Here is a 13,053-nt window from a genome sequence, read left to right as displayed (position 1 = left end):
TCCCCGCGCGCGGCGCGGCCGGGCGGCAATTCTTTTCCCGAGGATAGACCATGCAGCGGATCATCGACGCGGTGCGCGCGGGGGCGCGCCTGAGCGCGGAGCAGGCCCTGGAGCTGGCCCGCGGGTGCGACGTGCACACCCTGGGCGAACTGGGCGGCGCGGCGCGGGCCGCGCGCCACGGGCGCAAGGCATTCTACATCTACAACCAGCACCTGAACTACACCAACGTCTGCGCCAACGCCTGCCGGTTCTGCGCCTTTTCCAAGCGCGCCGGAGACGCGGGCGCCTACGCGCACACCCCGGAGCAGGCGGCGGCCCTGGTGGCCGCGCGGGCGGACGAACCCATCCGCGAGGTGCACATCGTGGGCGGGCTGAACCCCGACCTGCCCTACGAGTACTACCTGGAACTGGTTTCGCAGGTGAAGGCGGCCCGGCCCGGGCTGCGGGTCAAGGCCTTCACGGCGGTGGAGGTGGCCTATCTGGCCGAGCGCTACGGGCGCACGCGGGCCCGGGTGCTGGAGGATCTGCGCACGGCGGGGCTGGACGCCCTGCCCGGCGGCGGGGCGGAGGTCTTCTCCCCGGCCCTGCGCCAGCGGCTGTGCCCCGAAAAACTGCCCGGCAAGGACTGGCTGGAAATCCACGAACTGGCGCACGGCATGGGCCTGCGCACCAACTGCACCCTGCTTTTCGGCCACGTGGAAACCTGGGCCGACCGCGTGGAGCATCTGGCGGCCCTGCGCGACGTGCAGGACCGCACGGGCGGGTTCCTGTGCTTCATCCCGCTGCAATACCAGCCGGGCAACAACGAGCTGGGCGCCCCGGGCACCGACGGGCTGGACTACCTGAAGATGATCGCCCTGGCGCGGCTGTTCCTGGACAACGTGCCGCACCTCAAGGCGTACTGGGCCTTCTCGGGCATCAAGCCCGCGCAGCTCGCCCTGGCCGCAGGGGCCGACGACTTCGACGGCACCCTCATCGAGGAAAAGGTCGGCCACGCGGCGGGCGCCACCAGCCCCAAGGGCCTGACCGTGGCCCGGCTGCGCGAGGCCATCGAACAGGCGGGTTTCACTCCCGTGGAGCGCGACACGTTCTTCCGGGAAGTGTAGGCCCGACCCGCGGGGCGGGCGCAAAACGCGAGGCCGGGCCGGGGGATGCACCCCCGGCCCGGCCTTGCGCGTTGCGGCGCGGGGCTCAGGCCTTGCGGTCCTCGTCGCGGCGGTCGCGGGCTTTGCCACGGGCGGCCGTGGACTGGGCGGCCGGGGCGGCGGATTGCGCTTCGGCCCGGCCCGGAGTGTCGCCGGGGGCGGTGGCGTCCTCGGCGCGGCGGCGGGTGAGCCTGGAGCGGTCTTCGCCGTCGCCGGAGTCGAACTCCATGTGCCGGGTGATCCTGGCCTTGCCCTGGGCGTCGGTCTTGACCGTGAAGTTGTGCACGGTGCCGGGGTCGTCGGGATCCTGAACGGTGACGGCCCAGGTCTGGTTGGCCAGGAGAGGCGTTCCCTGGCGGGTCTTCGGGTCATCCTGGCGTTGCAGGTAATCCCAGAAAGTTTCGTCCGGCGCGCCGGACTGATCCTTCTCCTCGGGGGCGCCGCAGGTCTCAATGTAGTCGCGGATGGCCTGGAGCCGGGCCTCGCGCTCCAAGGCCGCTCCAGCGGCCGCGTCCCCGGGACCAGCCCCTGCGGCGGCGATAGCGTCGTCTTCGGGGCCGACTTCACAGGAGGTCACGCCCTCGGGCAGGGTCGGAAGAGCGGCCAGGGCGGGGTCCACAAGCGCCGCCGGATCGGGAAAGGGCGCGGCCCCGGGCCGGATGCGCGCCGCGAGAGCCGCCGGGGCCTGGAACAGGCCCGGGCCGGAACCGCCGGAAATATCGATGTCCATGCCTGCCTCCTGCACAATTTTCCCACCCCCGGGGCAAGCAAATACGATGCCGCGCAAATGGCGGCGAAAGGAAAATGCGGCGGGCCGCACCGGATTTTCCGGTGCGGCCCGCATGGCGTGGGGGCGGGGCCCCCCGGGGCCCGGCGCTAGAGCTTGGAGCGCAGCACCAGGTCGGTGATGGGCCCGCGCGAACGGTCGCCCTTGAGCACGATGTGCGCGTAGTTGTCGAAGCCCTTGAACTTGCGCACGATCCAGTTCAGGCCGTTGTTGGATTCGCTGAGATAGGGGTTGTCCACCTGGCTGGTGTCGCCCAGACACAGGCACTTCACGCCCTCGCCCATGCGCGTGAGCAGCGCGCGGACCTCGGCCCGCGACAGGTTCTGGCATTCGTCCACGATGACGATGGCGTTTTCGATGTTCATGCCCCGGATGAAGGCCAGGGGCAGAATCTCGAAGCGCTTGGTGTTGTAGCGCGGCACGTGGGCCTCGGGGTCGGCGAAGAGCTTGTTGGCCGGGCGCTGGGCGTGCAGCTTGAGCACGAGGTCCATGATGTAGCGCACGTAGGGCTCCATCTTCTCCTCGATTGCCCCGGGCAGGTACCCCAGCTTGGCGCCCAGTTCGATGGTCGGCTTGAGCATGTAGATCTTCTCGAAGCGGCGTTTCTCCAGGGTCAGGTACAGGGCGGCGGCCAGGGCCAGGTAGGTCTTGCCGAATCCGGCCTCGCTCTGCACGGACACCAGGTCGATGGCGTCGTCCATGATCAGTTCCAGAGCCAGATTCTGGTACACCGAGCGGGGTCGGATGTTCCACGGGGTGTGCTGCCAGGTGATGGTCCGCTCGCCGCCTGGGGAATACAGCACGGGCTTGCCCTCCACCCAGCGGAAGCTGTTGGGCAACGGCTTGTCGCCGTTGTCGCAAAAGCCGGTGTAGAGTTGGGACTCGGACTCGAAGGGCTTGGAATCCTTGAATTCCTCGCTGGCGATGTCCAGCATCCCGGCCTGCAGTTGCAGGATGCGGTCGTTGGTCACCAGGATGGGGTCGGTGATCTCGGGGCTGTCCTTGATCTCGCGCAGGATGAAGTTGTCCACCACCTCCTCGGTGAAGCGCGAGACGCTGGCGTCGTTGCGGATGAAGCGGATGTGATCGCGGTTTTCCAGCAGCACGTCGATGACCTTGGCCACGATATGCCGCAGGCGGGCGTTCGTCTTGAGCGAGTTCAGCTCGATGAGAACGTGGTAGGGAATGTAGATGTTGTTTTCGTTGCCGTTGCGAAGGCTCAGGATGCTGTAGGGGTTCTCGATCAGGACGTTGGTATCGACAATGTAATTCTTCGGGGCTTGGTGCATTGTCGGAAGGCCATCCTTTTCTGGCTGAGGTTCCGCAGTGTCGCCACCTCCGACGGCTCCAGCCTGGAGCATCCCGGGGGGAGCTTCGGCCCGGGTTTCCCTTGCAGGCTAGTGCAATCGCCAGCGGGTGTAAACTCTTTCTAGAGATGTTTTAGAAACGTCACCAAGCGGTCACGCGACGGCGGCCTCCCGGCGCAGGCGGCGCCTGTCTCCGCTCCCCCGATGGTCCGCTCCCGGGGCCCAGCCCTCCGGCCGGAGCCGCCCCCGGGCGCCACGCGCCCTCTGCCCCGACGGCACGAAGCGCAACGGCCCCGACGCTATTCGCAAAAATATCTCTTTATATTCAGGTGCATTGCGCGCTCACATTCCTGTCACACATTCTCTGTCCCCCCGTAACCCCGCCGTAACATCGCCCGCCTAAACCTCTCGCATCGGTTGCCGGGGGCAGCCGACCTGACTTTGCCCATACAACCCAATTTGCTTGGAGGATCACATGCGCATCAAGAACCTGCTCCTCGCGGCCTTCATGGTCGTGGCTTTCTCGGCCAGCGCCTGGGCCGCCCAGATCGGCGTGTCCGGCTCCACCACCGTGCTGCCCATCATGCAGAAAGCCGTGGAGGCCTACATGAAGGCCCACCCCGAGACCACCCTGTCCGTTTCCGGCGGCGGCTCGGGCAACGGCATCAAGGCCATCATCGACGGCACCACCGACCTGTGCATGGCCTCCCGCTTCATGAAGGACAAGGAAGTCGCCCTGGCCATGGAAAAGGGCGTCTACCCCGTGCCTTTCGCCATCGCCATCGACGCCCTGGTGCCCGTCGTGCACCCCGAGAACCCGGTGGGCGACCTGACCATCGAGCAGCTCCGCGACATCTACACCGGCAAGATCGCCAACTGGAAGGACCTGGGCGGCGACGACAAGCAGATCGTGGTCATCTCGCGTGACACCTCCTCGGGCACCTACGAGACCTGGGAAGAGAAAATCATGAACAAGGAGCGCGTCTTCGCCGGCGCCCTGCTCCAGGCCTCCAACGGCGCCGTGGCCCAGGCCGTGTCCAAGAACAAGTACGCCATCGGCTACGTCGGCTACGGCTACCTGGATTCCTCCCTCAAGGCCCTGAAGGTCAACGGCATCGAGGGCAACCCCGAGACCGCCTCCTCCGGCAAGTACCCGGTGGCCCGCTTCCTCTACGTGTTCACCAAGGGCTGGCCCGAAGGCGAACTGGCTTCCTTCGTGATGTACCTGCTGCACCCCAAGTACGGCCAGGTGCACGCCAAGGACGCCGGCTACGTGCCGCTGTACTAGGCGGGACGCCCACGCCGCCGGGGGGGGAGAACCCCCGGCGGCGCAGCCCCCCGCCAGCTTCGGCTGGCGGGGGGAAACACGTCCCGCGCCCCTCGTTTTTCCCTCTGTTCCCGGAGCCGTGTCGGAGCGGCGCCGGGCGGCAGCACCCAGCGGAGAACCAGCCCATGATGGATCGCAAGCTCAAGGAAAAATGCATCCGGTCGGCCTTCCTGTTCACGGCCTCCACCTCCATCCTCGTCCTGGCGCTGATCATGATCTTCCTGTTCATGGAAGGCCTGCCCATCTTCCAGGACTACCCGCCGCTCAAATTCCTTTTCGGCCATGAGTGGTACCCCACGGCCGACCCGCCGGACTTCGGCATCTTCCCGCTGCTGGTGGGCTCGATTCTGGTCACGGCGGCCTCCTCGGCCCTGGCCATCCCCTTGGGCGTGATGACGGCCATCTACCTGGCCGAAATCGCCCGGCCCCGGGTGCGCGGCTACGTCAAGCCCGTGGTGGAGCTGCTGGCGGCGCTGCCCTCGGTGGTCATCGGCTTCTTCGGTATGGTGCTCTTCGCGCCCTTCCTGCAGGACATGTTCGACATCCCCACCGGGCTGAACCTCTTCAACGCGGCGGTGATGCTGGCCTTCATGTCCGTGCCGACCATCTGCTCCATCTCCGAGGACGCCATCTTCAGCGTGCCCAAGGAGCTGAAGGAAGCCTCCCTGGCCCTGGGCGCCACGCACTGGGAGACCATCCGCAAGGTCATCCTGCCCGCGAGCCTGTCGGGCATCAGCACCGCCGTGATCCTGGGCATGTCGCGCGCCATCGGCGAGACCATGGTCGTGCTCATGGTGGCGGGCGGCGCGGCCATGGTGCCCAGTTCGCTGTTCTCCCCGGTGCGGCCCATGCCCGCGAGCATCGCGGCGGAAATGGCCGAGGCGCCCTTCCGCGGCGACCACTACTACGCCCTGTTCGCCACGGGCATCGTGCTCTTCCTGTTCACCATGGCCTTCAACATCGTCGCCGACACCATCGCCAACAAGCACAAGCAGGTCGGCGCCGCCACCCTCTAGCGGCGGAGGCAGCGTCCATGTCCACCACCGGAGAGACCACCATGAGCACCACCATCGCTCCCGCTCCTGCGCCCGCCGCCGCAAAGGCCCTGACGCGCGCCGAGCGCCGCGGAGGCCTGGGCCGCCGCGGCCTGGTCGAAAAAACCTGGTTCAACCTGTTCCGGGGCGCGGCCGTGGTCAACGGCCTGGCCCTGGTCGTCATCTGCGCCTTCCTGGCCTACAACGGCCTGCCCGCCATCACCTGGGAATTCCTGACCGAGGTGCCGCGCAATTCCATGACCGAAGGCGGCATCTGGCCCTGCATCGTGGGCACGGCCATCCTGGCCTTCGGGTCCATGGCCGTGGCCTTCCCCCTGGGCGTGGCCTCGGCCATCTACCTGAACGAATACGCCACCAACCCCGGGCTGGTGCGCATCATCCGCCTGGGCATCAACAACCTGGCGGGCGTGCCTTCGGTGGTCTTCGGCCTGTTCGGCCTGGCCTTCTTCGTCACGTTCATGGGCCTCGGCGTGTCCATCCTGGCGGGCATCCTGACCCTGGGCGTCCTGGTGCTGCCGGTGATCATCGGCACCGCCGAGGAGGCCCTGCGCAGCGTACCCGACACCTACCGCGAAGCCTCCCTGGGCCTGGGCGCCACCAAGTGGCAGACCATCTCGCGCGTGGTGCTGCCCGCGGCCCTGCCGGGCATGCTCACGGGCTCCATTCTCGGCCTGTCGCGCGCGGCGGGCGAAACGGCGGCCATCATGTTCACCGCCGCCGTGTTCTTCACGCCGACCATGCCGACCTCCATCTTCAGCAACGTCATGGCCCTGCCGTACCACATCTACGTCCTGGCCACCGCCGGAACGGAGATCGAGGTCACCCGGCCCCTGCAATACGGCACGGCCCTGGTGCTCATCGCCCTGGTCCTGGGCATGAATCTCGTGGCCATCTGGCTGCGCGCGCGGCTGCAAAAGAAGCTGTAGCGCGCTCCGCACTCCGACAGCGGGCCGCCCTTCTCCCGGGCGGCCCGCCCCGGAGGCGGATCACCCCCCGGCCGCGGGCCCGAAACGCAGGCGCCGCCGCCCCCCGGCAGGGGGACGGCGGCGCTGCCGTTGCGCCGGGCGCCGCGCGGGGCCCGGCAGGCGGGGTTCCATCAGGCTCCCGGTCAGGCCCCGGCGGCCCTGGCCCCCTTGCGCTGCACCTGGCGCAGTTTGCAGAACAGGCCCTCCCCGGCCCGGGCGGCCTTGGAGCACATGTTCTCGGACTTGCACAGCGACGGCTCCCCGTCGCCCTCGCGCCAGCGCTTCACCAGCCCCGGCTCGCAGATCAGCGGACGGCTCAGGCCGACGCAGTCGCAGATGCCGCCGTCCAGAAACTCGCGGACCTTGGACAGGGAACGGATGCCGCCGGTCAGGATCAGCGGCAGGTCCAGGCGCTCCTTGAACCATTTGGCGGGCAGGCGGTAATAGCCCTCGCGGTCCTGGCGGATGATGCCCATGCGCACCGGAGCGTATTTGCCCGAGTCCGGCGTGCCGCCCGAAAGCTCCACGGCGTCCAGCCCGGCCCGGGCCAGGGCCGCGCACACGGCCAGCATGTCCTGGTCGTGGAAGGCCGTCTTGTTGGCCACGAGGTAGTCGTTGGAGTTGATCTTCACCAGCACGGGGAAGTCCGGCCCCACGGCGGCGCGCACGGCGGCGTAGACCTCCAGGAGCAGCCGCGAGCGGTTCTCCAGGGGCCCGCCGTAGCCGTCCTCGCGGCGGTTGAACTGCGCGGACAGGAACTGCGAGAGCAGAAAGCCGTGGGCGGCATGGATCTGCACGGCGTCGAACCCGGCCTCGCGCGCCCGGCGCGCGGCGGCGCCGAAGGCGTCGGCCAGGGCGCCCAGTTCGTCCCCCTCCAGGGCGCGGCAGTTCCGGTCATGCCCGGAGGCGTCGAAACGCGAGGGGCCCACGGGCTCCAGGCCCGTCAGTTCGCGCCGCGCGCGCAGCCCGGCGTGGGCCAGTTGGCAGCAGGCCATGCCGCCGCCCTCGTGGATGGCCGCCGCCAGGGTGGCCAGCCCGGGAACCAGCGCGTCGTCATGGATGCCGAGCTGCCAGGGCCCGGCCTGGCCCTCGGGGCGCACGTAGGCGTGGCCGGGAATGACCAGGCCCACCCCGCCCCGGGCCAGGGTCCGCAACAGGGCGGCCAGCCGGGGCGTGGCCGCGCCGTCCTCTCCGGCCATGCCCTCCCAGGTGGCCGAGCGCACGAAACGATTGGGAAGCTGCAACCCGCCGATGGCGACGGGATCGAACGGTCCAGGCATGACTGTCCTCTGGGTTGGGGTTGTCCTACTCACCCGGCGCACCCGGCGCACCCGACGCACCCGGCACGCCGGGCCCGGGGCGCGCCCGGTTCCGCCCGGGTGCGCCCGGGTGCCCGCGCGAGTCCGCGCACGTTCGGGCGTATTTCCGTGCGTCCGGCCCGGTTCCGCCCGGGCGGACGTGCGACGCCCGCTAGCGGTCCGCCACGTCCACGTCGGCGAAGGTATGCACCACCGAGCCTTCCAGCAAAGGCCCGGCCGCCGCGCGGAAAGCCGCAATATGCGGGCTTTGCTGATGCGTGGCAAGGGCCTGGGCCGAGGCCCAGGCTTCGAGCATCAAAAACGCGCAGGGGTCGTCCCCGGCGACGAGCAGGTCGTAGCGCAGGCAGCCGGGTTCGGCCCGGGTGGCCGCGATGAGCGGACGCATGGCCTCGCGCAGGGCGTCCTGACTGCCTGGGCGCGCGGTGATGCGCGCGGTGACGGTGACCACTCCCGTGTCGGCGCCCATGCTAGCGGCCCTCCCAGCGGTTGCGGTGCACGCGGGTCGCGTCGAAACGGTCCTTGCGGGCCTGGGGCTGGGCGGTGTGACCCACGGGAACGAGCGCCAGGGGCACCACGCTCCCCGGCAGGCCGAACAGGGCGCGGAAGGCCGCCTCGCGCTCGGCGATGGGGTGGATGCCCGTCCAGACCGCGCCCAGGCCCAGGCCGCGCGCGGCCAGCAGCAGGTTCTGCACGGCGGCGGCGCAGTCCTGGACCCAGAAGCCCGGGTATTTCTCGCGCCCGGTGTCGCCGCAGACCAGGATGGCCAGGGGCGCCTGGCGGCACATGGCCGCGTAGGGGTGAATGCCGGGCACGGCGTCCAGCAGGGCGCGGTCGGTGACGACCACGAACTCCCAGGGCTGGGCGTTGCCCGCGCTGGGCGCGGCCATGGCCGCCTCCAGCAGGGCCTGAACATGATCCCCGGAAACGGGCCCGGGCTCGAAGGAGCGCACGCTGCGCCGGGTATGGATGGCCTCGAAGATATCCATTGGCGTCCTCCTGATGCTGTACTGTGGCTCGGGGCGGCACCGCCGGTGGCGGAAGCCGCCGCCCCGCCAGCATGCCCCGGGCGGCGCCCGGGCGCAACCCCCCGCCCCGCCCCGGGCGGAATCTCTTTCCAGGGGCCGTCTTTTCTGGCATGGTTCGATTTTGGACGGGCGCGACCGTCCAGCCCGCAAGCCGGCCCCCCGGCCCGGGCGAAGCGCCCAATTCCCCCGCCGGAGCGCCCATGAGCGAAACCCAGACCCAGGCCCAGAAAATCCTCGTCATCGAGGACAGCCACGTCCAGGCCAAGATCATCTGCCGCCACCTGGAGGCCATGACCACCTTCAGCACCGTGAGCGCCGACTCCCTGGAGGAGGCCACCCGCGTGCTGAACACCATGCGCGACGAAATCTTCGCCGCCGTGGTCGACCTGAACCTGCCCGACGCGCCCTACGGCGAGGCCGTGGATCTGGTGCAGTCCCACGGGCTGGCGGCCATCGTGCTCACGGCGACCTTCAAGGACGACGTGCGCGACGCGCTTTTGGCGCGCAACGTGGCCGATTACGTGCTCAAGGAAAGCATCGTGGTTCTGGACGACGTGGAAAGCAAGATCGAACGCCTGTTCAAGAACCAGTTCATCAAGGCCCTGGTGGTAGACGACTCGCACACCGCCCGCAACACGGTTCGCAACCTGCTGGAAATCCAGAACTACCACGTCCTCGAAGCCGAAAACGGCAAGCAGGCCCTGGAAGTGCTGGACGCCAACCCGGACATCAAGCTCATCGTCACCGACTACGAGATGCCCGTCATGGACGGCTACGAACTGACCAGCGAGGTCCGCCGCCGCTACAAGAAGCAGCAGCTCGCCATCGTGGGCATCTCCGGGGCGGGCGAGTCGGCCATGACGGCCAAGTTCCTCAAGCACGGGGCCAACGACTTCCTGCACAAGCCCTTCGCCGCCGAGGAGTTCTCCTGGCGCGTGAACCAGACCGTGGAGCTGGTGGAGATCGTCTGCGAACTGACGCAGTGCAACGAGGAGCGCGCAGCAGGACGCTGACAGACCGCCCCAAACGACGGCCTGACGCGCCCGCGGAAAACCCGGGCCGCTTCTGCGCGCGGGGTACGCCGCGCGGCCTATTCTTCCTGCGGCCTTGCAGCCCGCCAGTGCCGAACAGCCCGTGGATTTTGATTTTCTCGACAGCCCGTCAGGCCCGGGCGGCGCCCGCCGCCGACACTGGGCACGGCCCGGCCCGCCGCTTTCGCCCCGCCCGGCGGCCCCTCCCGGCCCGCGACAACCGATTACCGCTTTACCTGCCCGCCGTTTCGGATTACAAGCCCGGCTTTGCGGCGCCGGGCCAACGACATCCGCCGCCGCCGAGACCTCCCATGACGCACGCAAGTTTCGCCAGCGACAACAATTCCGGGGTCCACCCCAGGGTCATGCAGGCCCTGGCCGAGGCCAACGCAGGCCATTTTCCGGCCTACGGCAACGACCCGCACACCAGCCGCGCCCGGGAGCTCTTTGCCGAACACTTCGGCTCCCAGGCCCGGGTCTTCTTCGTCTACAACGGCACCGGCGCCAACGCCGCGGCCCTGGCGGCCCTGGTCCAGCCCTGGCAGGCCGTCATCTGCTGCGCCAGTGCGCACATCAACGTGGACGAATGCGGCGCGCCCGAGCGCGTCACCGGCGCCAAGCTCTACCTGGAGCCCGGCCGGGACGGGCGCATCGGCCCCGAGGCCGTAGACCGCCACCTGCACTGCCTGGGCTTCGAGCACCACTCCCAGCCCGGGGCCGTGTCCCTGACCCAGGCCACGGAGCTGGGCACCGTCTACAGCCCGGACGAGGTGCGCGCCATCGCCCGGCGGGCCCACGCCCACGGCCTGGCCGTGCACATGGACGGCGCCCGGCTGGCCAACGCCGCCGCCGCCCTGGGCTGCTCCCCGCGCGAGGCCAGCTTCGACGCGGGCGTGGACGTGCTCTCCTTCGGCGGCACGAAAAACGGGCTCATGTTCGGCGAGGCCGTGGTCTTCGCCGACCCCGAACGCGCCCGGGCCTTTCCCTACATCCGCAAGCAGGCCACGCAACTGCACAGCAAGATGCGCTTCATCGCCGCGCAGTACACCGCCCTGCTCGAAGACGGCCTGTGGCTGGCCAACGCGCAAAACGCCAACGCCATGGCCCGGCGGCTGGCCGAGGGCGCGGCGGCCCTGCCCGGGGTGCGCCTCTCGCGCCCGGTGCAGACCAACGCCGTGTTCGCCACCCTGCCGCGCCCGGCCGCCGAGGCCCTGCTGCGCAGGCAATTTTTCTATATCTGGGACGAACCCACCTGCGAGGCGCGCTGGGTGACCTCCTTCGACACCACCCCGGCCGATGTGGACGCCTTCCTGGCCGACCTGGCCCAGGCCCTGGCAAGCGCCCCGGGCGACGCCGCCTTGCCCGGCGCGTGCGTCTCTGCTACGTAGGGCACACCCTCAGAAAACCAGCTCCCGGAGAGAACCTTGATCCAGTTCCGCCACGTCAACAAATGGTACGGCGACATGCATGTGCTCCAGGACATCACCCTGGACATCGCCGAAGGCGAGGTGGTGGTCGTCTGCGGGCCCAGCGGCTCGGGCAAGAGCACCCTCATCCGCTGCATCAACCGCCTGGAGCCCATCCAGAAGGGCGAAATCGTCGTGGACGGGCACAGCCTGGGCGACCCCAAGACCAACCTGACCATGCTGCGCGCCGAAATCGGCTTCGTGTTCCAGCAGTTCAACCTCTATCCGCACATGAGCGTGCTGGACAACATCACCCTGGCGCCGATCCTCGTGCGCGGCATGGAGCGCCGCGAGGCCGAGGAACTGGGCATGAGCCTGCTGGACAAGGTCAACATCCCCGACCAGGCCCACAAGTATCCCTGCCAGCTTTCGGGCGGCCAGCAGCAGCGCGTGGCCATCGCGCGCGGGCTGGCCATGCGCCCGCGCATCATGCTTTTCGACGAGCCCACCAGCGCCCTGGACCCGGAGATGATCAACGAGGTGCTGGACGTGATGAAGACCCTGGCCCGCGAGGGCATGACCATGGTCTGCGTGACCCACGAGATGGGCTTCGCCCGCGAGGTGGCCGACCGCATCGTGTTCATGGACGGCGGATGTCTCATCGAGGAGAACACGCCCCACGAGTTCTTCACCAACGCCCAAAGCGAACGCACAAAGGACTTCCTGAGCAAGATCCTCACCCACTAGGGGTGGGACTTGGATAGCGTACCGTCACACCAACGTCTGCACAGCGAGGAGAAGACCATGAAACTGTCGAAGATCGTCGCCCTGTCCTGCCTGGCCGCCCTGCTGACGGCCACGGCCGCCCTGGCCGGTCCCGTGTGGGACAACATCGAGAAGACCAAGGTCCTGCGCGTGGGCCTGATGACCGACTCCATCCCCGGCGCCTTCTACAACGACAAGAAGGAATGGGTCGGCATGGACGTGGACGTGGCCGAGGAGCTGGCCAAGCGCCTGGGTTGCACCCTGGAGCGCGTCGCCGTGAACAACAAGACCCGCATCGCCTTCGTGCAGCAGGGCCGCATCGACGTGTCCATCGCCAACATGACCCACAAGCGTGAACGCGACAAGTCCATCGACTTCTCCATCACCTACTTCTTCGACGGCCAGAAGCTGCTCGCCAAGAAGGGCCAGTTCGCCAAGTGGGAGGACTTCGTCGGCAAGAAGATCGCCACCATGCAGGGCACGACCTCCGAGATCAACATCAAGAACCTGCTCAAGAAGCTGGGCGACGCCGACGCCGACAAGAACGTGATCTCCTTCCAGAAGGAGTCCGAGTGCTATCAGGCCCTGAAGATGGGCCGCGTCGCCGCCTGGACCACCGACTCCACCATCCTGCTCGGCTACGCCGCCCAGGACGCCGGCCAGTTCGAGCTGGTGGGCGACTTCTTCTCCAACGAGCCCTACGGCATGGGCCTGCCCGAGGACGAGTCCAAGCTGCGCGACGCCGTGAACTTCGCCATCCAGGACATGTGGACCGACGGCACCTACATGCAGATCTACAACAAGTGGTACGGCCCCGACACCCCGTACGCCTTCCCGATGACCGAAGAAATCGAGATGTGGCCGTAAGGGGCACGTCCTGACGATGTATCACCGCATGAGCCCGGGCCCGCCCCGGGCTCA

At 68.6% G+C, this 13,053-nt stretch carries 13 protein-coding genes; 8 read left to right on the top strand and 5 right to left on the bottom strand.

Features of this window, described 5'->3' with window-relative positions:
* Window positions 1–50 precede the first annotated feature (50 nt).
* Window positions 51–1,106 (top strand): aminofutalosine synthase MqnE, encoded by a 1,056-nt coding sequence (mqnE, locus tag ACZ5KV_RS10090; protein ID WP_464239173.1) that lies wholly within the window; start codon window positions 51–53, stop codon window positions 1,104–1,106.
* 85 nt (window positions 1,107–1,191) lie between these two features.
* On the opposite strand, the gene ACZ5KV_RS10085 is transcribed toward mqnE, so the two are convergent.
* Both ACZ5KV_RS10085 and ACZ5KV_RS10080 read right to left on the bottom strand, forming a co-directional pair.
* Window positions 1,192–1,875, bottom strand: a complete 684-nt coding sequence (locus ACZ5KV_RS10085) for a hypothetical protein (protein ID WP_464239172.1) — start codon at window positions 1,873–1,875, stop codon at window positions 1,192–1,194.
* A gap of 146 nt (window positions 1,876–2,021) precedes the next feature.
* Window positions 2,022–3,221: a PhoH family protein gene (locus tag ACZ5KV_RS10080; RefSeq protein WP_464239171.1), complete on the bottom strand. Its 1,200-nt coding sequence runs from the start codon at window positions 3,219–3,221 to the stop codon at window positions 2,022–2,024.
* Window positions 3,222–3,714: 493 nt separating this feature from the next.
* Between ACZ5KV_RS10080 and ACZ5KV_RS10075 the strand changes: the two genes are divergently transcribed.
* The 3 genes from ACZ5KV_RS10075 to pstA all read left to right on the top strand — a co-directional run bounded on the left by ACZ5KV_RS10075 (window position 3,715) and on the right by pstA (window position 6,547).
* Window positions 3,715–4,527, top strand: coding sequence for a phosphate ABC transporter substrate-binding protein (locus tag ACZ5KV_RS10075; RefSeq protein ID WP_464239170.1), 813 nt, complete (start codon window positions 3,715–3,717; stop codon window positions 4,525–4,527).
* A gap of 167 nt (window positions 4,528–4,694) precedes the next feature.
* Window positions 4,695–5,582, top strand: coding sequence for a phosphate ABC transporter permease subunit PstC (gene pstC / locus ACZ5KV_RS10070; protein WP_464241832.1), 888 nt, complete (start codon window positions 4,695–4,697; stop codon window positions 5,580–5,582).
* Window positions 5,583–5,599: 17 nt separating this feature from the next.
* Window positions 5,600–6,547, top strand: a complete 948-nt coding sequence (gene pstA, locus ACZ5KV_RS10065) for a phosphate ABC transporter permease PstA (protein WP_464239169.1) — start codon at window positions 5,600–5,602, stop codon at window positions 6,545–6,547.
* Between the two features lie 182 nt (window positions 6,548–6,729).
* Here the strand turns inward: pstA and ACZ5KV_RS10060 are convergent, their stop codons facing one another.
* From ACZ5KV_RS10060 to ACZ5KV_RS10050, 3 genes are all read right to left on the bottom strand, one after another.
* Complete coding sequence (locus ACZ5KV_RS10060) at window positions 6,730–7,866, bottom strand: NADH:flavin oxidoreductase (protein WP_464239168.1); 1,137 nt, start codon at window positions 7,864–7,866, stop codon at window positions 6,730–6,732.
* Between the two features lie 190 nt (window positions 7,867–8,056).
* On the bottom strand, window positions 8,057–8,371 hold the full coding sequence (locus ACZ5KV_RS10055) for a putative quinol monooxygenase (protein WP_464239167.1): 315 nt from the start codon (window positions 8,369–8,371) through the stop codon (window positions 8,057–8,059).
* Between the two features lies 1 nt (window position 8,372).
* Entirely contained in the window at window positions 8,373–8,891 is a 519-nt protein-coding gene (locus ACZ5KV_RS10050) for a nitroreductase family protein (RefSeq protein WP_464239166.1), read from the bottom strand.
* 239 nt (window positions 8,892–9,130) lie between these two features.
* Here ACZ5KV_RS10050 and ACZ5KV_RS10045 point away from each other — a divergent pair, with 239 nt between their 5' ends.
* The 4 genes from ACZ5KV_RS10045 to ACZ5KV_RS10030 all read left to right on the top strand — a co-directional run bounded on the left by ACZ5KV_RS10045 (window position 9,131) and on the right by ACZ5KV_RS10030 (window position 12,999).
* Window positions 9,131–9,943 (top strand): response regulator, encoded by an 813-nt coding sequence (locus ACZ5KV_RS10045; RefSeq protein ID WP_464239165.1) that lies wholly within the window; start codon window positions 9,131–9,133, stop codon window positions 9,941–9,943.
* 329 nt (window positions 9,944–10,272) lie between these two features.
* Window positions 10,273–11,349, top strand: a complete 1,077-nt coding sequence (locus ACZ5KV_RS10040; protein WP_464239164.1) for a threonine aldolase family protein — start codon at window positions 10,273–10,275, stop codon at window positions 11,347–11,349.
* Between the two features lie 36 nt (window positions 11,350–11,385).
* A complete protein-coding gene (locus ACZ5KV_RS10035; RefSeq protein WP_464239163.1) occupies window positions 11,386–12,114 on the top strand; it encodes an amino acid ABC transporter ATP-binding protein in 729 nt (242 codons plus the stop codon).
* Between the two features lie 57 nt (window positions 12,115–12,171).
* On the top strand, window positions 12,172–12,999 hold the full coding sequence (locus tag ACZ5KV_RS10030) for a transporter substrate-binding domain-containing protein (RefSeq protein WP_464239162.1): 828 nt from the start codon (window positions 12,172–12,174) through the stop codon (window positions 12,997–12,999).
* Window positions 13,000–13,053 lie beyond the last annotated feature (54 nt).

The organism is Desulfocurvus thunnarius (assembly GCF_055390965.1).
This window is presented reverse-complemented; position numbering and strand designations above follow the sequence as displayed.